We start from the raw sequence: 21471 nt of genomic DNA on the forward strand, positions 1-21471 counted from the left end.
GGGTATAATATTGATAATTAAGGATAAGAAATGAAAGCGGCAACAGCAGTAATCGACCGCCGCGCTCTGCGACATAACTTGCAACAGGTACGGCGCATGGCGCCGCAAAGTCGCCTGATTGCCGTTGTGAAAGCAAACGCTTATGGCCACGGGTTATTAGAAACAGCGCATACCTTACAGGATGCCGATTGCTATGGTGTCGCGCGGATCGGCGAAGCTCTGATGCTGCGATCCGGTGGGATCGTCAAACCGATTTTGTTGTTAGAAGGCTTTTTTGCTGCCGAAGATCTACCGATCTTGGTGGCTAACCGCATCGAAACCGCAGTACATAGCATTGAACAGCTGGAAGCGCTGGAAGCCGCAACTCTCTCCGCCCCGATTAATGTTTGGATGAAACTGGATACCGGTATGCACCGCCTGGGTGTTCGCCCAGAACAGGCCGAGGCTTTTTACCAGCGCTTAAGTGCATGTCGAAATGTTATTCAGCCAGTCAATATCATGAGCCACTTTAGCCGGGCAGATGAGCCGCAAGTGGATACTACTCGCCAGCAACTCGACTGCTTCGATACCTTCGCGAAGGGTAAACCGGGCAAGCAATCTATTGCGGCGTCTGGCGGCATTTTGCTGTGGCCAGAGGCCCACCGCGATTGGGTTCGTCCGGGCATCATACTGTATGGCGTTTCACCGATGGACGAGCCTTATGGTAGCCATTTTGATCTGCTGCCAGCGATGGCATTGAAATCCAGTCTGATTGCTGTTCGTGAACATAAAGCCGGTGAACCCGTCGGTTATGGCGGTACCTGGGTCAGTGAGCGGGATACCCGTTTGGGTGTGGTGGCCATTGGTTATGGCGACGGTTATCCGCGCAGCGCGCCATCGGGAACGCCGATGTGGGTCAATGGGCGCGAAGTCGGCATTGTGGGCCGAGTCTCAATGGATATGATTTCAGTTGATTTGGGGCCGGATGCTACGGATAAAGTCGGTGATGAAGTGCTGCTATGGGGCGCGGAATTACCGGTTGAAAAAATTGCGGCACGTACCGGAATCAGTGCCTATGAATTGATTACTAAGCTGACCTCCCGTGTTGCGATGGAATATCTGGGGGAATAAGGTAAGCTGCATAAGTCATTCACTGCCATATACCCGCCATACTGAAAATTGCCGCAAGCCGGCAACTCGGATTATTTAGGGTATAGACAATCATTATCAATCTAGGAGTGCAGCGCCGTGTTCCAAAATGTTGACGCCTACGCAGGTGATCCGATCCTGTCACTGATGGAAAGTTTTAAAGCCGACAACCGAGCTCACAAAGTGAACTTGAGTATTGGGCTTTATTACAATGAACAGGGCGAGATCCCGTTGATGCAGGCAGTGAAGACGGCTGAAGCACAGCTGAGCGCTCAGCCACACGGGACGCCAGTCTATTTACCGATGGAAGGTCTGCAATCTTATCGTAGTGCTATCCAGCAATTATTATTTGGTGCCGAGCACCCCATGCTGGCACAGCAGCGGGTCGCAACAATCCAAACTGTCGGTGGTTCTGGTGCATTGAAAGTGGGCGCTGATTTCCTGAATCACTACTTCCCAGATTCACAGGTCTGGGTCAGTGATCCTACCTGGGAAAACCACGTCGCTATTTTTAGTGGCGCAGGTTTTAAGGTGAATACCTATCCCTATTTTGATAACGACAAGCTGGGTGTGAAGTTCGACCAAATGCTGGCAACTTTGCAGCAGTTACCGGCTAGAAGCATTGTGTTATTACACCCTTGCTGTCATAACCCGACGGGTTCTGATCTGACCAATGCACAGTGGGATCAGGTTATTGAAGTGGCTAAAGGCCGTGATTTAATCCCATTCCTTGATATTGCTTATCAGGGATTTGGTGCCGGGCTGAATGACGATGCTTATGCTATTCGAGCGATGGCTGCTGCTGAATTGCCGTGCCTTATCAGTAACTCCTTCTCTAAAATTTTCTCACTGTATAACGAGCGAGTTGGTGGCCTGTCTGTGGTGTGTGAAAGTGAAGAAGCTGCTGGCCGCGTATTGGGGCAGTTAAAAGCCACGGTGCGCCGTAACTATTCCAGTCCGCCAAACTTTGGGGCACAAGTTGTTGCAAAAGTCCTGCATGACAGCGAGTTAAAAGTGCAGTGGCAGACTGAAGTTGAAGAGATGCGCTTACGTATTATTGAAATGCGCCGCACTTTGGTACAAGCCTTAAAAGCGTCGCTGCCCAATCGTAATTTTGACTACTTGCTGCAACAGCGCGGGATGTTCAGTTACACCGGTTTTAGCGCAGCGCAGGTAGACCGGCTGCGTGAAGAGTTTGGCGTGTATCTGATTGCCAGTGGCAGGATGTGCATGGCGGGCGTCAATCACAGTAATGTTCAGCGTGTTGCGGCGGCTTTTGCTGCGGTGCAGTAATCTGAGTGAGATTCAGGTGATAGTCATCTGAAGCGATAACCATTGAAGGCGATAGGTAATATCGCCTTTTTCTTTTATTTTTTCTACCTTATTTCCATCACTTACCCCGATCTTCGACTTGTTTTCACCTTATCCCATGGCTGTTAATAGATTAAAGAATATACTAATTAGTGCGGTAGATTCATGCCAAACGATCATTCATCGCTCACAGTAAATCTGTTGTTATAGGCGCAAGCTAGCCTTGCAGCAGGTTGCTGTTCGGATGGAATGAAATCTTTATGAGGCCCTTTCGCTAGACGGCACCGGCCCATGACAGGAGATATACCCATGAATAATTCGGCATTACTAGAATACTGTTTGTCCAAACCAGGGGCGGAGCAGAGTGACCATGAGATGTGGCAGGCAAATCAAATTAAAGTCGCAGATGTGATGTTTGCTATGGTGGGTAAGACGGGTGGGCGCCCCTCTATTTCATTGAAAACCAGCCCTGAATTGGCCGAAAGCCTACGCGAGCAACATCCGGAGATCGTGCCGAGTGAACACTTGAATAAAGCGCACTGGAACACGGTGTTTCTGGATGGAAAATTACCAAACTCACAGTTCTATTCACTGATTGACCGCTCTTATCAATTGGTATTACAGGGGTTATCAGCCCAGAGACGGCAGGAGTTAGTTGTTTGATAACTGAGAAAATAATAGCCTTTGGGGCAATACACTGATTGCCCCAAAGTGCTTAACTTCACATCTTATTGACGTTGCAGCATAGGTTTTAGGAACCGTGCTGTATGGGAAGCCGCGCATTCCGCGACGGTTTCCGGCGTGCCAGAGACTAAAATCTCACCGCCGCCACTGCCACCTTCTGGCCCCAGATCGACAATCCAGTCTGCGGTCTTAATCACATCCAGATTATGCTCAATGACCACAATGGTATTGCCTTGATCTCGTAACTGGTGCAATACCGCCAGTAGCTGCTGGATATCGGCAAAGTGCAAGCCAGTGGTCGGTTCATCCAGAATATACAAGGTTTGACCGGTGCCGCGTTTTGACAATTCGCGCGACAGTTTCACTCGCTGCGCTTCCCCACCTGATAAGGTGGTTGCCGACTGGCCCAGACAAATATAGGACAGGCCAACATCCATCAAGGTTTGCAGCTTGCGGGCTAATGCTGGCACCGCATCAAAGAATTCGCGCGCTTCTTCGATAGTCATCGCCAGCACTTCATGAATACTCTTGCCCTTGTATTTAACTTCCAGTGTCTCGCGGTTATAGCGCTTACCTTTACACTGATCGCAAGGTACGTAGATGTCGGGCAGGAAGTGCATTTCAACTTTAATCACCCCATCCCCCTGACAAGCTTCGCAACGTCCGCCCTTCACATTGAAGCTAAAACGGCCCGGTGTATAACCGCGAGCGCGTGATTCTGGTACGCCAGCGAACAGTTCGCGAATCGGGGTAAAGATGCCGGTATAGGTGGCCGGGTTAGAGCGCGGTGTCCGGCCAATAGGGCTTTGGTCAATATCGATAACTTTATCGAAATGCTCCAGCCCATGGATATCGCGATATGGGGCCGGTTCAGTAATAGTTGCGCCGTTCAGTTGGCGCTGCGCAATCGGGTATAAAGTGTCATTAATCAGTGTTGATTTACCCGAGCCGGAGACACCGGTAATGCAGATGAACAGCCCGACAGGCAGCGTCAACGTGACATCTTTCAGGTTATTGCCACTGGCTCCCATCAGTTTTAATACTTTGCTCGGATCACCCGCGACGCGTTGCGCCGGTATGGCGATTTCTCGTTTCCCGCTCAGGAACTGGCCCGTTAATGATTCTGGCGTGGCCATAATGTCATCGACGGTACCTTCCGCCACCACTTCACCGCCATGCACACCGGCACCCGGGCCGATATCTATCACATGGTCAGCCGCGCGGATAGCATCTTCATCATGCTCAACCACAATCACGGTATTACCCAGATTACGTAGGTGAATCAGGGTTTCCAATAAACGTTCATTATCGCGCTGATGCAAGCCGATGGACGGCTCATCAAGCACGTACATGACGCCGACCAAACCGGCACCAATCTGGCTTGCCAGGCGGATACGCTGCGCCTCGCCACCGGATAACGTTTCTGCCGAGCGGGACAGTGACAGATAATTTAGACCGACGTTGACCAAAAACGTCAATCGCTCGCCGATTTCTTTCAGAATTTTATCGGCAATTTGCGCTCTTTGGCCGCTCAATTTTAAGTTCTTGAAAAACTCAAGGGCATCGCCGATGCTCATATCCGAGATTTTCGGTAGCGGGGTATTTTGCACAAAGACATAACGCGCTTCTTTGCGCAGGCGGGTACCTTCACAGGAAGCACAAGAGCGGTTGCTGATAAATTTGGCTAACTCTTCGCGCACAGCACTGGATTCCGTCTCTTTATAACGGCGTTCCATATTGTGCAGTACCCCCTCAAATGGGTGGCGGCGAACAGTGGTATCACCACGGTCATTAATATATTTGAATTCGATGGTGTCTTTACCGGAGCCGTACAACACGGCTTTTTGTATGTCGGCACTCAGCGAATTAAAGGGCGCTTCGATATCAAACTTGTAGTGATCCGCCAGTGAACGCAGCATCTGGAAATAATAGAAGTTACGGCGATCCCAGCCACGAATAGCCCCACCCGCCAGTGACAGCTCAGGATTTTGCAGCACGCGGTCGGGGTCAAAGAACTGCTGCACACCCAGACCATCACAGGTCGGGCAAGCGCCCGCCGGATTGTTAAAGGAGAACAGGCGTGGCTCCAACTCGCTCATGCTATAGCCGCAAATCGGGCAGGCAAAGTTGGCGGAGAATAACAGCTCTTCGGCGTGTGGGTCATCCATATCGGCAACCACAGCAGTACCGCCGGATAACTCCAGTGCGGTTTCAAATGATTCAGCCAGGCGCTGCGCCAGATCTTCACGGACTTTAAAGCGATCGACCACGACCTCAATAGTGTGTTTCTTCTGCAATTCTAATTTCGGAGGATCAGAAAGATCGCAGACTTCGCCGTCGATCCGTGCCCGAATGTAGCCCTGCATCGCCAGATTTTCCAAGGTTTTGGTATGTTCGCCTTTGCGATCTTTTACCACTGGCGCCAGTAACATTAGGCGGCGACCTTCGGGCTGACTGATGACGTTATCCACCATCTGGCTGACCGTTTGGGCGGCTAACGGAACATCATGGTCGGGGCAGCGCGGTTCACCCACGCGAGCAAACAGCAGGCGCAGGTAATCATGAATTTCAGTGATGGTTCCCACGGTAGATCGCGGGTTATGGGAAGTCGATTTTTGCTCGATAGAGATAGCCGGAGACAGACCTTCAATATGGTCAACATCCGGTTTTTCCATCAGCGATAAAAATTGGCGCGCATAGGCGGAGAGAGACTCAACATAGCGACGTTGCCCTTCAGCATACAGGGTATCAAAAGCCAGTGAGGACTTGCCTGAACCCGATAAACCGGTGACAACAATCAGTTTGTCGCGCGGGATAATCAGGTTGATATTCTTAAGATTATGGGTGCGAGCGCCCCGAACTTCGATATTATCCATTCAAACATTTCCCGGATTAAAACTGAGCCTCTCACTGTGTCTTTATCGCGTTTATACCCTTCGTACTTGAAACTGTAGGGTTGTTAGCTACGTTCACGCACCCGGATCACTGACTTGTGTCAGTCCATCTGGATCTGTTCGCTTGCTGCCTATACCTGCAATTCCAATTACTTTGGGTAATATTATCGGTGCACTTTGCAACGCCGAAAAAGGGACACAGCCAGTACGAAACGGATAATTATGACACAAAAAAACCTGAATGGATATCCAGTATCTGAGTGCAATTAAGGCAGTTATCACGATAAATCTGTAATGCATTCCGCAGTTATGATCTGTTGTGCCGTTTGGTGGTTAGCGTGTTAAACTTACTCGTTTATACTGTACAAAATTTACTTCATCAGGAGAGTTCACATGGCCAGCAGAGGCGTAAACAAAGTGATTTTGGTCGGGAATTTGGGCCAAGACCCGGAAGTCCGCTACATGCCTAACGGCGGCGCTGTTGCCAATATCACCCTGGCCACTTCCGAAAGCTGGCGTGATAAAGCAACCGGCGAGCAGAAAGAAAAGACGGAATGGCACCGTGTAGTGTTATTCGGCAAACTGGCTGAAGTGGCTGGTGAATATCTGCGCAAAGGCTCTCAGGTCTATATTGAAGGCGCATTGCAAACCCGTAAGTGGCAGGATCAAAGCGGCCAAGAGCGTTATACCACCGAAGTTGTGGTTAACGTGGGTGGCACCATGCAAATGCTCGGTGGCCGTCAGGGTGGCGGTGCTCCAGCTGGTGGTGGCGCACCACAACAAGACGGTGGCGCGCAAGGCGGTTGGGGTCAACCTCAGCAACCCCAAGGCGGCAACCAGTTCAGCGGCGGTCAGACTTCACGCCCAGCTCAGGCAGCGCCAGCAGCACAACCACAAGGCGGCAATGAGCCACCAATGGATTTTGACGACGACATCCCGTTCTGATTCCGGGATTCGCTAAGTACGAATAGTGCTAAAAATAACACCCTGTCTCGGCAGGGTTTTTTATTGCCTTTTTAAGCCAATTCTGTGGTTCGTGGCTCTGCCTCTCCAATATGAATGCTGTGCTTCTCGGAAACTGCATCCGCAGTGCCGTAAACCAAAATATCCTTTTATCACTATAATCAATACTCTGATATTTATCATATGGAGCTCGATCATGGTCATTGTTCACCATCTGAATAATTCACGTTCACAGCGTATTTTGTGGATGCTGGAAGAGTTGCAAGTTCCCTATGAGTTGAAGCGATATCAGCGTGACCCCGGCAGTTTACTGGCTCCGCCGGAGTTGAAAAAAATTCATCCCCTAGGGAAATCACCGGTGATTACTGATGGCGATCTGACGTTGGCTGAGTCGGGTGCCATTATCGAGTATTTACAGGAAACCTATGATGCACAGGGGCAATTTAAGCCCACGGGTCATTATGACCGCCAGCAATTTCGCTACTGGATGCATTATGCGGAGGGCTCATTGATGCCATTGTTGGTGATGAAACTTATCTTCAGCCGGTTTGGCGGGCCGCCAGTACCTTGGATTATTCGCCCGGTTGCCAAAGCTCTGGGCGATGGGGTGCAGAAAAGTTATCTGAATAAGCAAATTGCCACGCACCGCGATTATCTGGAGCAGCATTTAACGCAAAATCTATGGTTTGCTGGCCGAGATTTCAGTGCTGCCGATATCCAAATGAGCTTTCCTATCGAGGCAATCAACACCCGTGGCGGCCTAGAAGGGTTCCCGAAACTGCAAGATTTCTTAGTGCGTATTCATCAGCGGCCAGCTTATCAACAGGCGATTGCCAAGGGCGGTGCCTTCACGTTAGAGAAGTAATCACCGCTGATGAAAACCAAGAACCACTGAAGGAAAACGGGTGTGAGGCGGCTCACACTTTCGTTTCCTGCTGCAATTAATGCTCCCGGACAAATTAATGTAAAAAAATGTATTAAATGTCGCTATCTGATGTTGCTTAGTCGCTACAAATAGCTAGATAATCGTTTGCCTTAAATGGCATCTGCCCTAAACTTCGATTTTTTTCCAGTCATGCGCACTTCCAGCTAATCGTTTGCTATTTTCTCTTTCACTTCGGTGCTGGAGGAATTGACGAGTTAATCGGCAGCGACGGAAACGATTACGTATAGAAAGGGCGCGTGACTTGCTGACTACACTTAAAATGACACACAGGGGACATAACCATGTCTAGCACCAATCCTCAAGCGAACCCGGCAGCAAAGCCAAAAGGTTCGCTTGATGCATTTTTCAAACTTAGTGAACGTGGCAGTAATGTACGCCAGGAAGTGCTGGCCGGTCTGACAACCTTCTTGGCTATGGTCTACTCGGTGATTGTTGTGCCGAGCATGCTGGGTAAAGCGGGCTTCCCACCAACAGCTGTATTTGTTGCGACCTGTCTGGTTGCTGGTTTGGGTTCTTTGCTGATGGGCTTGTGGGCGAATTTGCCGATGGCGATTGGTTGCGCCATCTCCCTGACCGCGTTTACGGCTTTCAGTTTGGTATTGGGCCAACATATCAGTATTCCTGTGGCATTGGGCGCGGTATTCCTGATGGGGGTGCTGTTTACCATTATTTCCGTCACCGGTATTCGTTCGTGGATATTGCGTAACTTACCAATGGGCGTAGCGCATGGTACCGGCATTGGTATCGGCCTGTTTCTGCTGCTGATTGCGGCGAACGGTGTCGGCTTGGTAATCAAAAACCCAATTGAAGGTTTACCGGTCGCGCTGGGCGCATTTACCTCCTTCCCGGTAATGATGACCTTACTGGGTTTGGCAGTAATTTTCGGTCTGGAAAAACTGCGGGTGCCGGGTGGCATTCTGTTCGTGATTATTGCCATCTCGGTTATCGGCCTGATTTTTGACCCAAGTGTGACTTATCAAGGGCTGTTCGCCATGCCAAGTTTGGCGGATGCGAACGGTAACTCGTTGATTTTCAGCTTGGATATCATGGGCGCATTAAAACCGGTGGTGCTGCCAAGTGTGTTGGCGCTGGTGATGACCGCGGTCTTTGATGCTACCGGCACCATCCGTGCAGTTGCCGGGCAAGCTAACTTGCTGGATAAGGATGGCCAGATTATCAGTGGCGGCAAAGCCCTGACTTCTGACTCCGTCAGCAGCATTTTTGCGGGTTTGGTGGGTGCGGCTCCTGCTGCGGTATATATTGAATCTGCTGCCGGTACTGCGGCGGGCGGTAAAACCGGCCTGACAGCGACTGTCGTCGGTATCCTATTCTTGCTGATTCTGTTCCTCTCTCCGCTTTCCTATTTGGTGCCCGCTTATGCCACCGCTCCGGCCCTGATGTATGTCGGTTTGCTGATGCTAAGCAATGTATCCAAACTGGACTTTGACGATTTCGTCGACGCGATGTCCGGCTTGCTTTGTGCGGTATTTATCGTGCTGACCTGCAATATCGTCACCGGCATTATGCTGGGCTTCAGTTCACTGGTGATTGGCCGTATTTGCTCTGGCGAATGGCGTAAACTGAATCTCGGTACCGTGATTATCGCAGTCGCGCTGGTAGCATTCTATGCCGGTGGTTGGGCGATTTAATCTCAACAATAAGGGGGCATTCTGCCCCCAATTCTGCCCCTAATATTGTCACTTTTTATATATCCCTACTTTCTTTGTATTTTCCTGCCCTCAGCAACAGGTTTTTCCCCGTTTTATAAAAAAGTGATCTACTATCAAAAGCTGTGAGCCAGCCCTGTTTACGGGCGGGTGCGGTCAGGTCTTACGTTGTGTTGAGTCTAAGGAAAGCATGGAAATCTTTTTTACAATCCTCATTCTAATTTTGGTGGTGTCGCTTTCAGGCGTTGTCACGAGGATGCTACCGTTTCAAGTCCCCCTCCCTTTAATGCAGATTGTCTGTGGTGCCTTATTGGCCTTTCCCCACTTTGGTTTGCATGTCGATTTTGACCCGGAATTATTCCTGGTGCTGTTTATTCCTCCGTTGCTATTTGCTGATGGTTGGAAAACACCGACGCGGGAGTTTATTCACCATGGGCGGGAAATCTTTGGCTTGGCTCTGGCTTTAGTCTTAGTCACGGTGGTGGGAATTGGCTATCTGATTTACTGGATGGTACCGGGAATTCCGTTAGTGGCTGCTTTCGCGCTGGCTGCGGTATTGTCGCCAACCGATGCCGTGGCGTTATCCGGTATCGTGGGGAAAGGGCGAATACCTAAATCTATTATGGGTGTGCTGGAAGGGGAGGCGTTGATGAATGATGCCTCTGGTCTGGTTGCACTGAAGTTTGCCATCGCAGTGGCGATGGGCACCATGGTGTTCACGGTCTCTGGCGCTACCTTAGAATTCCTGAAAGTGGCGATTGGCGGGCTGTTAGCGGGGGTGGCGGTGACTTGGTTGTACAGTAAGTCGCTGCGCCTGATGAGCCGCTGGAGTGGCGATGATCCGGCAACACAAATTGTTTTGCTGCTATTGTTACCCTTTGCCTCTTATCTGATTGCTGAACATATTGGTGTTTCCGGTATCTTGGCCGCCGTGGCAGCGGGGATGACCATCAGCCAATCCGGGGTGATTCGTAATGCCCCACTGACGATGCGGTTACGCGCGGACAGTGTGTGGTCGATGCTGGAGTTTGTATTTAACGGCATGGTGTTTATCCTGCTGGGGCTGCAATTGCCGGGGATTCTGGAAACCTCAATCGTGCAGGCTGAACTGGACCCAACCATTCAAACCTGGAACCTGTTTGCGGATGTCGCCATCATTTATGGTGCGCTGCTGGTCTTGCGTTTTGGCTGGCTGTGGTCGATGAAAAAAATCAGTAAACGCTTATTGAGCAAGCGGCCACTGGAGTTTAGCAATTACACCACGCGCGAGCTGTGGGTAGCGTCATTCGCCGGGGTACGTGGGGCGATTACCTTAGCGGGTGTGCTGTCTATCCCGCTCTTCCTCAGTGACGGCTCGGCCTTCCCATCTCGCTATCAATTGGTGTTTATCGCTACTGGCGTGATTCTACTGTCGGTTATTGTCGGCGTCATTGCTTTACCGCCACTGCTGCGCGGTGTGGTTGTGGCAGATAAGAGCGCCAGCCGTGAAGAAATTCGTTTAGCGCGCGCCGCTGCGGCGGAAGTCGCGATTGTCAGCTTAAACAAGATGGAAGAGCGCCTGGCAGCTAGCAGTGAAGAAAATATCGACCCAGAGTTGCTCAAAGAGGTGAGCTCGCGCGTCATCGGTACTTTACGACGACGCACTGGCAGTAAAGATGAAATCGAGAACACCTTGTTGATCGAAAATCTGGAGCGGCGTTTTCGCTTAACTGCCCTACGGGCTGAGCGCGGCGAGCTGTATCACCTGCGCGCGACACAGAAAATCAGTAACGAAACCCTGCAAAAACTACTGCATGATTTGGATCTGCTGGAAGCGCTGTTGATCGAAAAAGAAGGTTAATTCCCCTCATCCGGCTGCTGCTCAGTGGCCGGTTTTATCTCCACTAACGATCCATTGGGCCAAAATTCACGGCAACGGGTAATCCACGCCTGAGCACTGTGAGAAAGGTAACTTCCTTGCCGCCAAATCAGCCCCAACTGCCACGGCATTAGTGGCTCTAAAGGCAACCATAGCAAGGCATTTTTATCCAGCCGCTGACAGATAGGTTCCGGCAAAATCGCGATGCCGATATTGGCTTGCACCATGGCGGCAAGAAAATCCCACTGACCGCTGCGCACGGCGATTTGTGGGGTAAAACCTCCAGCAGTGAAAGCATCCATCAACTGACGATAAAGGGCGAAATCCTCGTTATAAATCAGGATGGGTTGGTCGGCTAATTCAGGAATACTGATGGTTGTGCGGTTAAGCCAAAATGCCGTGCGGGGGACCACGACACACAGTGGGTGGCTGAACAGCGGCAATGACGTCAGCGGTAAATCAGCATCAGCTGGCAGGGCGGTCAGCGCCAAATCCAATTCACCGGACAGCACTGCCTGTTGCACGGTTAAACCGCCGAACTCGGCAATTTGCAACTCTACCGCGGGGTAGCTGCGGCGAAATTCACTGATAAGCACCGCCATTTGTGTGCCAACCATGGGCGGAATGCCTAGTCGCAACATGCCTTTCTTCAACGAGCTAATATCTTCCAGCTCTGCTTCCAATTGTTGAAATTGGTCGAGTATTGCCAGTCCACGCTGATAGACCGCTTGTCCGCTGTCGGTCAAATGCAAGCGGCGGCCCTCACGGGTTAGCAGGCTACACTCCAGTTCGTTTTCCAGATTGCGCAGCATTTTGCTAATCGTTGGCTGAGTGACAAACAGTTTCTCTGCCGCCCGAGTGAAACTTTGCTGACGCACTACTTCGACGAAATAACGTAGCGTCCTAATATCCATCAGTTTTTCCTGTCAGTGAGTCACGCCAAACGGGACGATGATAACTATGCCATTTAGGCATGATTATGATGATTTTAATTCATTTTTTGCAAGGTTGCCTGCGGCCTATACTGAGCACTGGCAAAATTTCCCTCTGAGGTTTCTCATGTTGTTGGCGTTACGCAGTTTTGCGCCGTCGGTTCTGACACGCTTACAGGTGCCGGTTCAGGTGGCACTGTATGCTGGTCTATTTATCATTGCTGATCAGCTGGTTAGTGTTTTCCATTTGCCATTGCCCGCTAATATCGTCGGCATGCTATTGCTGTTAGCCATGATTATGTTGCGGATTTTGCCAGTACGTTGGGTTCAGGCTGGCTCGCGTTGGTTGCTAGCCGAAATGCTGCTGTTTTTTGTGCCCGCGGTGGTGGCGGTGGTGAATTATGCTCAATTGATCATGGTGGATGGCTGGAAAATCTTTGCAGTCATCGCGGTCAGCACGACACTGACACTCGCGGCAACGGGCTTGGTAGTTGACCGGGTTTACCGTTTTGAGGTGTGGCTGCAACGCCGCAAGTCTACTCATCATGAATGATTTAATTATTAGCATTGCATGTTTTATGGCGACCTTGGCACTCTACTTCGCCAATAAAAAGCTCTATCGCCGCCGCCGTTCACTGCTACTGATGCCCTTAGTGCTGACCCCGATGGTTTTGGTGTTACTGCTGGTGGTCACCCATATCTCTTATCAAGATTATATTGGCGAAACACATTGGTTACTGTGGCTACTGGGGCCAGCGACTATCGCGTTTGCCGTGCCGGTTTATGAGAATTTATCGATAATTCGCCGCCATTGGCTCTCTCTCACTGCCGGTGTGATCACTGCCATCACAGTCGCGGTGGTCAGCTCGGTGTGGCTGGCGAAGTTATTAACGCTCTCGGAAGAAGTGCAACGTAGTTTGGCCGTGCGCTCAATTACGACCCCTTTTGCCCTGGAAGCGGCCAAGCAATTGGGCGGGCAGCCAGATTTAGTTGCACTGTTCGTCGTGATTACCGGGGTATTCGGCATGGCTGTGGGGGATTTACTGTTTCTGCGGCTGTCCGTGCGCAGTGGGCTGGCAAAAGGCGCTGGTCTGGGAGCCTCTTCCCATGGTGCCGGTACTGCTAAAGCTTACGAAATGGGGCAGCAGGAGGGAGTGGTATCCAGCCTGGTAATGATGCTCGCCGGTATTATCACCGTTATTGGCGCCCCCTTAATCGGCCATTTGCTATGGTGATAATAGGTTTTATTTTTTGCTGGCAATATTTAAAATTATATTTTATATGGTGAGCTAATTAACTTTTTGTATTTAATTTCCTGTGGGGACGTTATTTTTTCAAGGGGTTGTTTATTTATTAAATAAACATTAACCTCTGTCGTCTAGAGTATTATTTGCTCTATTTACTACAAGGATACGTAGCATGATAAATTTCTCAGAATTTAATAGTAATAATGCTATAGAAGATAATGTGGTTGGTATAGCATTTACAGAGATGTTTAAGAAGAATGGCTTGCGAGCCTATGGAACTCGCGTTAAACAGGGGAAGCGAGTCGGTTGCCACAGCCATGTTAAAGATGAAGAGTGGTATATTATTATCTCTGGTGAAGGCACTATTTGGACCGCTGATGTTATTGCCAGAACGTTAAAAAATAAGCGAGTCGATAAGTTTTCTAAAGGTGCTGTATTTTGTATTTATCCTAATACAGCGCATCAACTTACTGCAAAGACTGACGTTGAATTTGTCTTTTTATGTCCAGAGTCACATATTTCCCATGACCGAATTTTGTTTGATGATATTGCGAACGATATGGACTGAAATAAATTTCAGTGAGTTAAATTTGAAGAATATAAAAAAGGGTGAGGAGAACCTCACCCACAAATACTCAATGAAAACGCCCAAAGTAATGAATACTGTTTAATCCCTTGTCAGTGAATAACTTGTGCCAGAAATGCTTTGGTGCGCTCAGATTTTGGATGAGAGAAGAATTCAGCCGGTGGCGCTTGCTCAACAATTTCTCCGCGGTCCATAAAAATAACCCGATCTGCAACGGTACGGGCAAAACCCATTTCGTGGGTGACGCACAGCATCGTCATCCCCTCATGCGCCAGACTTATCATAGTATCCAGCACCTCTTTGACCATCTCGGGGTCCAAAGCCGAAGTGGGTTCGTCAAACAGCATAATTTTCGGCTTCATACACAGCGAACGGGCAATGGCCACCCGCTGCTGTTGCCCACCAGAAAGCTGGCCGGGGAACTTATGCGCATGCTCGGCAATTCGTACTCGCTGCAAATAGTGCATTGCCAACTCATCGGCTTCTTTCTTGGGTATTTTACGAACCCAGCTTGGGGCCAGAGTGCAGTTTTGCATGACGGTTAAATGTGGGAACAAATTGAAATGCTGGAATACCATGCCAACCTCGGTGCGCACTCGTTCGATGTTACGTAAATCATCGTTAAGCTCGATGCCATCCACCATGATTTTCCCCTGCTGATGCTCTTCCAAATGGTTGATGCAGCGGATCGTGGTGGATTTACCTGAGCCTGAAGGGCCACATAGCACGATGCGTTCGCCGGGGCGGACATGTAAATTGATATCTTTCAATACGTGGAACTGCCCGTACCACTTATTGACTTTTTCCAGCGTAATCATCATCTTATCGCCTTGTGTCGGCTGATTGTCGCTCATGTTTGGCCTCAATGTGTGGAACGTCCGGTGTGAAAGCGCTTCTCCAGATGCTGGCTATAGCGCGACATGCTGAAACAGAAAATCCAGTAAACTGCGGCGGCAAAAACATAACCCTCGGTTGACATCCCCAGCCACGCTGGGTCGACAGTGGCTTGTTGCACGCTGCTGAACAGATCAAATAAACCAATGATGATCACCAGACTGGTATCTTTAAACAGGGCGATGATGGTGTTCACCAGCCCCGGAATGACCATTTTCAGCGCCTGTGGCAGAATCACCAGCCCTTGTGTTTTCCAGTAGCCCAGCCCTAGCGACTCCGCGGCTTCAGTCTGGCCTCTGGGTAAAGCTTGCAGCCCGCCTCGCACCACTTCTGCCACATAGGCTGATTGGAACAACACCACCCCCACCAATGCGCGGATCAGCTTGTCGATGCTGGTGCCTTCCGTCATAAACAGCGGCAGCATAACCGAGGACATAAACAGCACGGTAATGAGCGGCACCCCACGCCAGAATTCGATAAATACCACCGACAGAATACGTACGACCGGCATGCTGGAGCGGCGTGCCAGTGCCAGCAAGATGCCGAGCGGCAAAGCACCGGCAATACCGACGGCGGCGATGATCAGCGTGAGTGTCAGACCGCCCCATTGACGGGTTTCAACCAACGTTAGTCCGAAGAAACCGCCATATAACATCGTCCACACCAATAATGGATAGGCCACCATCCACACCACCAGATAGCGGCCACGACGTGGCATCGCGCGCCAAAACAGCGGTATCAACGTGAGCAAACCAATGATTAAGGTGGTATTGATACGCCAGCGCTGGTCGATGGGATAGAGGCCATACATAAACTGGCCAAAGCGCGCATGAATAAAGACCCAGCAGGCACCCTCGCGCGTGCAATCTGTGCGGGTTGTCCCGCGCCAGTTGGCGTGAAAAATAGCCCAATTCAGCAGCGGCGGGATCAATTGCCACATCAGCCATAAGCACAAGAGAGTCAGCAGGCTGTTGGTCCAACTGGAAAAAAGGTTCTTTCTGGCCCAAAAGACCATCCGATTCAACGGATTGCCGGGCCGCACTGCGCTGGGTGGTTCACGGCTTAGTATCATCGTCATTCGCTTCCCTTAGCGCTCGACCAGCGCAATACGCCGGTTATAGAGATTCATTAAAAACGAAATGGACAGGCTGATAACCAAATAGACCGACATGGTGATGGCAATGGTTTCTATCGCCTGACCGGTTTGGTTCAGCACCGTTCCGGCAAACAGCGACACCATATCCGGGTAGCCGATTGCTGCTGCCAGTGAGGAGTTTTTGACGATATTCAAATATTGACTGGTCAGTGGCGGAATGATGACCCGCAACGCTTGCGGCAGAATAACCTGGCGTAAGGTGATCGTATTGGGTAGCGCCAGTGAGCGCGCGGCTTCGTGTTGACCATGAGGGACAGACTGAATACCAGAGCGAATGACTTCAGCAATAAAAGTCGAGGTATAAACCGACAACGCCAACGTTAAGGCGGCCAGTTCAGGAATGAGCACCAATCCGCCTTTAAAATTAAACCCCTTAAGTTCTGGCAGTTCCCAGTGTAGCGCCGGGCCATACAGTAAATGAGCCAGTGCTGGCAGGACGATTAATAGCAGTAAACCAATTGGCCAGGTGCGATGAAATTGCCCGGTATGTAACTGGCGAAAATGGTTATAGCGAGATAATGCGATGATGAAAACAGTGGCTAGCAGCACGGCGAGTAATGCTGGCAAAAAACCGGCCGCAAACTCAGGGGACGGGAGATACAAACCGCGGTTGCTCAGGAATGCCACCCCGAAGGCATCCAAACTCTGCCTTGGCCCCGGTAAATTGCGCAAGACCGCGAAATACCAGAAAAAGATTTGCAGGAGCGGCGGAATATTACGGAATGTCTCGATATAGATAGTCGACAGTTTGCGTAATAGCCAGTTATCTGACAAACGCGCCAATCCGAGAAAGAAACCCAATATTGAAGCAAAGAAAATACACAAAACTGACACTAACAAGGTGTTGAGTAACCCCACCAGAAATACCCGGCCATAGGTATCGCCCTGTTGGTAGTCAATAAGGTGCTGAACAATGCCAAAACCGGCACTGTTATTCAGGAAGGCAAAGCCGGAGGTGATGCCCCGGGTTGAGAGGTTAGTAATAGTATTATGGATTAGGTACGCACCGCATCCGATCAGTATCAAGAGCGCAATAATTTGATACAGCCAGGCGCGCACCGCTGGATTAGTCAGCGAAAAGGCACCTTTGATGGTTGGGCGTGGTGACATTGTGTGGGCCTCGGTCTGGGGAGTTCATCCGGCAGGGGTGGCCTGCCGGAAAAGTCGACTGTAATCAGCGAATCGGAGGTGCGTATTGGAGGCCACCATTGTTCCACAGCGCATTTTGGCCGCGTTTGATTTTCAGCTCACTGCCCATTCCCACGTTACGGTCGAAGCTTTCGCCGTAGTTACCCACTTGTTTGACGATCTTAACTACCCAATCGTTAGGAACTTTCAAATCTTGGCCGTAGTTACCTTCTTGGCCTAACAGATGCGCCATATCGGGTGTGGTTGGTTTGGCCGCCAGAGCTTCGACGTTTTTCGACGTCACCCCCATTTCCTCGGCATTCAGCATGGCAAACAGGGTCCAGCGAACAATGGCGAACCAGTCTTCATCGCCACGGCGCACCACTGGGCCCAGTGGCTCTTTAGAGATAACTTCTGGCAATACGATAAATTCGTCTGGTTTACCTAGCTTGATACGCAATGCATACAGTTGCGATTGGTCGGAAGCCAATGTGTCACAGCGGCCAGAGTCCAGCGCTTTGGCGCTTTCATCGGAGCGATCGAAAGTCACTGGGGTGTATTGCATTTTGTTGGCTTTAAAGTAGTCAGCAACGTTCAACTCAGTGTCGGTACCGGCCTGAATGCAGACCGTGGCGCCGTCTAGCTCTTTGGCACTTTTCAGCCCGGCTTTATTGTGGGTCAGGAAGCCGATACCGTCATAGTAGTTCACGCCGGTAAACAACATGCCCATGCCTGCATCACGCGATGAAGTCCAGGTAGTGTTACGCGACAGAATATCGACTTCGCCAGATTGTAGGGCGGTGAAACGCTCTTTTGCCGTCAGCGGGGTGTATTTTACTTTTTCTGCATCACCGAAGATGGCGGCGGCCACGCCACGACAGACGTCAACATCAAGACCTGAGAATTTGCCGCTGGCATCTGCATAAGAGAAACCCGGTAACCCGTCACTGATACCGCATTGCACAAAACCTTTTTTCTTCACCGCATCCAAAGTAGTGCCCGCATGGGCTTGACCCGCTAATGCCACTAATGAAGCGGCAGCAACCAGCGTTGAAATCATTATTTTCTTCATGAAAGCGTCCTGTGAGGCAAAGTCGAGCCTATTTTAATTTTGTGGCGCACCCGTGATGCACCGTCGCTGTCTGTTGGCGTGTAGCCAGTTTGGTATTAGCAAACGGGATGCCAGAGTTGCACTTCATTGATCATCAGGCTAATTATTTGGGATTAACTCTTTGTAGGTAAATTCTGACAACGTGGAGTGCACATTAATGGGGCATTTGAGGAGGTGGTGGTGTCTTTTAGTGCAGAAAATTCTTATTTTCTTTGTGCGTCTGCGCTGAGAGCTTTAGCGCTGATTAACCCCCTGTATTGGGTCAATCGAATAACATAAAAAGCGGCATATACAGGTGAAATTCGGATTTTTTTAATCTCGAATCCGTTATCTAATCCCTTTGGGCGTGTTTTCAGCTAAACACATTAGATAAAAGGATGGGGATTATGCTTCATTATTTAACGGCCTTGATATTTGGATTGCCATGGCTGCTCAGTAATAGTTGCCTGGCACAAACGGATGTTGAATCAACCAAATGCAGCGATACGGATTTTTCTCATGTTCTGTCTTGCTATAAGGATAAATTGGCAGCAGAGCCGCTTACCTACAATTTGCTGAGCCAAGAAAATCTACCTGGGTTGGAATGGCGTCGCTATCAATTGACTTCGCAATACTGGACGCCGGAGGATTTAGTCTCTCCTGCCGCCTGGCAGCATGAGGTGGAGATCTTTATTCCCGAGGGGAGTACTTCGACGCAAGGGTTGGTGGTCATTAATAATGGTATTAACCATGGAACCGAGACTATTCCAGCCTCTGGCCCGACGGATTTTTCCATCGATACATTGCAAAATATTGCTCGTGCCACCAATACCCTAGTGATAGCGATTAGCACTATTCCCAATCAGTATCTTGAGTATCAACAGGATGGGACGCCACGGAAGGAGGATTACAGTGTTGCGCGGAGCTGGCGGCTATTTATGGAGGCACCGGAAACTCGCTCTACATTAGCGCTGAATATTCCTATGACTGCGGCAGTTTCTCAGGCCATGACCATGGCGCAGCAAGCTTTGCCGGAAAAAGCGTTAGACAGCTTTATTGTAACCGGATTATCCAAGCGCGGCTGGACGACTTGGCTTACGGCCATTAATGACTCTCGGGTAAGTGCTATTGTGCCCTTTGTTATTGATCTTCTGAATACCCGTGTTGCATTAGAACATATGTATCAATCTTACGGCGGTAATTGGCCCATCGCCTTCGCGCCCTACTATCAGGACGAAATTGATAAAAAACTGGAGACACCGGGTTTCACTAAATTGATGCAGATTATTGATCCCTTGCAGTATTTGGATACGGAGTATCAGGCTCGGCTCAGTATTCCGAAATACATTATCAATGCCAGCGGTGATGATTTTTACGTGCCCGATAATACAGATTTTTATTACGATAAATTACCCGGCGTCAAAGCACTGCGGGTGGCACCCAACTCCAGTCACTATGGCATTACTGCTTTCAGCGAGCAGTCGCTGATTACCTTTGTTAATCGTCTGCACCAATCCACGTCAATGCCGCAAATGAATGCCAGTATTGGAATGAAAGATAAGATACAAACATTGACGGTGCATCTGTCCGAGGCACCAGAGAAAGCGGTGCTATGGGTGGCTGCAAATCCTGAGGCTCGTGATTTCCGCTATGCCTGTGGTGTGCGGTATACCGCATTTCCCTTGGCTATAACGCCGGAAAATACGATTGAGATGGCGCTTACGGTACCTGCCACTGGCTGGCAAGCTACGTTTATTGAAGCGACATTTAATGATGGGTTTGTGGCTACCACGCCTGTTTATGTCTTACCGAAGGATATCTATCCCAGCACTGCACCGCCAACTATCGGAGCAGCATGTAAAACGTTACCGGGCCGTAAGCTCGCGGCAGTAGACGATGTTGTGTCGCCGGATAGTGCGGTAGCGGTTACGCCGTGAGTGGATTTTTGGCAATAAAAAAACCCGGTACAGACCGGGTTTTTCTCATGCTTGGCAGTTAATAGAGGGACGACTCACCCGCAGGGCGGGTTTTGAAGCGGCGATGCAGCCAAAGGTATTGCTCTGGTGCCCGCATGATCTCTTTTTCAATCACTTTATTCATGTAACGGGCGGCAGCTATCTCATCGTCGATTGGATAATCTTCTAATGCTGGTTGAATTAGCAGGTCATAGCCGCTGCCATCTGTTTTACGCAGTAACACTAACGGCAGCAAAGCCGGTTTTGCCAAGCGCGCCAGCATAAAGGTGCCGCTGGTGGTGGCCGCCTGATTAACGGCAAACAGTGGTGCAAAAACACTGCCTCGTGGGCCGTAATCTTGGTCTGGAGCGAACCATACCGCTTCACCTTTTTTCAAGGCTTGCACCATGCCACGGAGGTCTTTACGATCCAGCATTGCTTTATTGGAGCGCATGCGGCCCCATGTCTGTACCAACTCCATCACTTTATTATTGTGCGGGCGGTACATGGCCATCATTGGCTGACATTGCCCCATCACGCGGCCACCCAGTTCCAGCGACATAAAATGCACGCCAATCACCAAGACACCGCGATTACCTTCTTGTGCCTTTTTCAGGTTATTCAGACCGGAGACGGTAAACCAACGTTTGACTCGGGCGTCCGACCAAAACCATGCCATACCGGTTTCTAGCAGCCCCATACCCAAGGATTCAAAATTCCCGACGATAGTGCGCTCAAGGACATTCTTGTCCATATCTGGGAAGCAAAGTTCCAGATTGCGTCGGGCGATGGAAACACGGCGTTTAAGAAAGCGCATTGAGGTGCGGCCAAGCCAAATCCCCAGTTTGTTTAGCACCGGGTAGGGCAGTTGGACTAACAGAAACAGGACGCCGAGGCCAAACCAGGTTAGCCAATAGCGCGGGTGGAGCAGGGAAATATGGAATTTCTGCGGCTTTATCATATGAACTCTATCGTTATGCGTTAAGTGCGAGCGTGTAACGCATATGGATATAACTCGATAGCGGTACATAT

General features: G+C 50.1%; 18 protein-coding genes. 11 read left to right on the forward strand and 7 right to left on the reverse strand.

Translation table 11 applies throughout. The features are described 5' to 3' along the window. Nucleotides 1–30 precede the first annotated feature (30 nt). The 3 genes from alr (at nucleotide 31) to N0H69_RS04960 (ending at nucleotide 3102) form a co-directional block, all read left to right on the forward strand. Nucleotides 31–1110: an alanine racemase gene (gene alr / locus N0H69_RS04950; protein ID WP_050123177.1), complete on the forward strand. Its 1080-nt coding sequence runs from the start codon at nucleotides 31–33 to the stop codon at nucleotides 1108–1110. A gap of 117 nt (nucleotides 1111–1227) precedes the next feature. Next, nucleotides 1228–2421, forward strand: coding sequence for an amino acid aminotransferase (locus N0H69_RS04955; RefSeq protein WP_050123179.1), 1194 nt, complete (start codon nucleotides 1228–1230; stop codon nucleotides 2419–2421). Nucleotides 2422–2748: 327 nt separating this feature from the next. Continuing rightward, on the forward strand, nucleotides 2749–3102 hold the full coding sequence (locus N0H69_RS04960) for an MmcQ/YjbR family DNA-binding protein (RefSeq protein WP_050110802.1): 354 nt from the start codon (nucleotides 2749–2751) through the stop codon (nucleotides 3100–3102). 65 nt (nucleotides 3103–3167) lie between these two features. On the opposite strand, the gene uvrA is transcribed toward N0H69_RS04960, so the two are convergent. Then, nucleotides 3168–5999, reverse strand: coding sequence for an excinuclease ABC subunit UvrA (gene uvrA, locus N0H69_RS04965; RefSeq protein ID WP_050152444.1), 2832 nt, complete (start codon nucleotides 5997–5999; stop codon nucleotides 3168–3170). 411 nt (nucleotides 6000–6410) lie between these two features. Here uvrA and ssb1 point away from each other — a divergent pair, with 411 nt between their 5' ends. From ssb1 to N0H69_RS04985, 4 genes are all read left to right on the forward strand, one after another. Continuing rightward, on the forward strand, nucleotides 6411–6962 hold the full coding sequence (ssb1, locus tag N0H69_RS04970; RefSeq protein ID WP_050110798.1) for a single-stranded DNA-binding protein SSB1: 552 nt from the start codon (nucleotides 6411–6413) through the stop codon (nucleotides 6960–6962). 214 nt (nucleotides 6963–7176) lie between these two features. Then, nucleotides 7177–7845, forward strand: coding sequence for a glutathione S-transferase family protein (locus tag N0H69_RS04975; protein WP_004711191.1), 669 nt, complete (start codon nucleotides 7177–7179; stop codon nucleotides 7843–7845). Nucleotides 7846–8207: 362 nt separating this feature from the next. Then, nucleotides 8208–9575 (forward strand): NCS2 family permease, encoded by a 1368-nt coding sequence (locus tag N0H69_RS04980; RefSeq protein WP_050110795.1) that lies wholly within the window; start codon nucleotides 8208–8210, stop codon nucleotides 9573–9575. Nucleotides 9576–9783: 208 nt separating this feature from the next. Then, entirely contained in the window at nucleotides 9784–11433 is a 1650-nt protein-coding gene (locus N0H69_RS04985) for a Na+/H+ antiporter (RefSeq protein ID WP_050110793.1), read from the forward strand. Here the strand turns inward: N0H69_RS04985 and N0H69_RS04990 are convergent. Next, nucleotides 11430–12365: a LysR family transcriptional regulator gene (locus tag N0H69_RS04990; protein ID WP_050123181.1), complete on the reverse strand. Its 936-nt coding sequence runs from the start codon at nucleotides 12363–12365 to the stop codon at nucleotides 11430–11432. The two genes, N0H69_RS04985 and N0H69_RS04990, sit on opposite strands and share 4 nt — an antisense overlap. A 145-nt stretch (nucleotides 12366–12510) precedes the next feature. On the opposite strand from N0H69_RS04990, the gene N0H69_RS04995 reads away from it, so the two are divergent. The 3 genes from N0H69_RS04995 to N0H69_RS05005 all read left to right on the forward strand — a co-directional run bounded on the left by N0H69_RS04995 (nucleotide 12511) and on the right by N0H69_RS05005 (nucleotide 14198). Further along, entirely contained in the window at nucleotides 12511–12936 is a 426-nt protein-coding gene (locus N0H69_RS04995) for a CidA/LrgA family protein (RefSeq protein ID WP_050123183.1), read from the forward strand. Beyond that, nucleotides 12929–13618 (forward strand): LrgB family protein, encoded by a 690-nt coding sequence (locus N0H69_RS05000; protein WP_050152443.1) that lies wholly within the window; start codon nucleotides 12929–12931, stop codon nucleotides 13616–13618. Before N0H69_RS04995 ends, N0H69_RS05000 begins: the two co-directional genes overlap by 8 nt. A 184-nt stretch (nucleotides 13619–13802) precedes the next feature. Beyond that, the gene (locus N0H69_RS05005; protein ID WP_050152442.1) at nucleotides 13803–14198 is read left to right on the forward strand and encodes a cupin domain-containing protein; all 396 of its coding nucleotides are present in this window, start codon (nucleotides 13803–13805) and stop codon (nucleotides 14196–14198) included. Nucleotides 14199–14308: 110 nt separating this feature from the next. On the opposite strand, the gene N0H69_RS05010 is transcribed toward N0H69_RS05005, so the two are convergent. The 4 genes from N0H69_RS05010 to N0H69_RS05025 all read right to left on the reverse strand — a co-directional run bounded on the left by N0H69_RS05010 (nucleotide 14309) and on the right by N0H69_RS05025 (nucleotide 18466). Next, entirely contained in the window at nucleotides 14309–15070 is a 762-nt protein-coding gene (locus N0H69_RS05010; RefSeq protein WP_050152441.1) for an amino acid ABC transporter ATP-binding protein, read from the reverse strand. 8 nt (nucleotides 15071–15078) lie between these two features. Beyond that, nucleotides 15079–16188 carry an amino acid ABC transporter permease gene (locus N0H69_RS05015; RefSeq protein ID WP_050152440.1) on the reverse strand — a complete coding sequence of 370 codons (1110 nt, stop codon included), beginning with the start codon at nucleotides 16186–16188 and terminating at the stop codon, nucleotides 15079–15081. 9 nt (nucleotides 16189–16197) lie between these two features. Next, nucleotides 16198–17376, reverse strand: a complete 1179-nt coding sequence (locus N0H69_RS05020) for an amino acid ABC transporter permease (protein ID WP_050152439.1) — start codon at nucleotides 17374–17376, stop codon at nucleotides 16198–16200. Nucleotides 17377–17440: 64 nt separating this feature from the next. Next, nucleotides 17441–18466, reverse strand: coding sequence for an amino acid ABC transporter substrate-binding protein (locus tag N0H69_RS05025; RefSeq protein WP_050110780.1), 1026 nt, complete (start codon nucleotides 18464–18466; stop codon nucleotides 17441–17443). A gap of 425 nt (nucleotides 18467–18891) precedes the next feature. On the opposite strand from N0H69_RS05025, the gene N0H69_RS05030 reads away from it, so the two are divergent. Next, nucleotides 18892–20421 carry a PhoPQ-activated pathogenicity-related family protein gene (locus N0H69_RS05030; RefSeq protein WP_050152438.1) on the forward strand — a complete coding sequence of 510 codons (1530 nt, stop codon included), beginning with the start codon at nucleotides 18892–18894 and terminating at the stop codon, nucleotides 20419–20421. Nucleotides 20422–20479: 58 nt separating this feature from the next. Here the strand turns inward: N0H69_RS05030 and lpxP are convergent, their stop codons facing one another. Continuing rightward, on the reverse strand, nucleotides 20480–21400 hold the full coding sequence (gene lpxP, locus N0H69_RS05035; RefSeq protein WP_050110777.1) for a kdo(2)-lipid IV(A) palmitoleoyltransferase: 921 nt from the start codon (nucleotides 21398–21400) through the stop codon (nucleotides 20480–20482). Nucleotides 21401–21471: the final 71 nt, after the last annotated feature.

Origin of the sequence: Yersinia alsatica (assembly GCF_025133195.1) — a bacterium.
GTDB lineage: Bacteria > Pseudomonadota > Gammaproteobacteria > Enterobacterales > Enterobacteriaceae > Yersinia > Yersinia alsatica.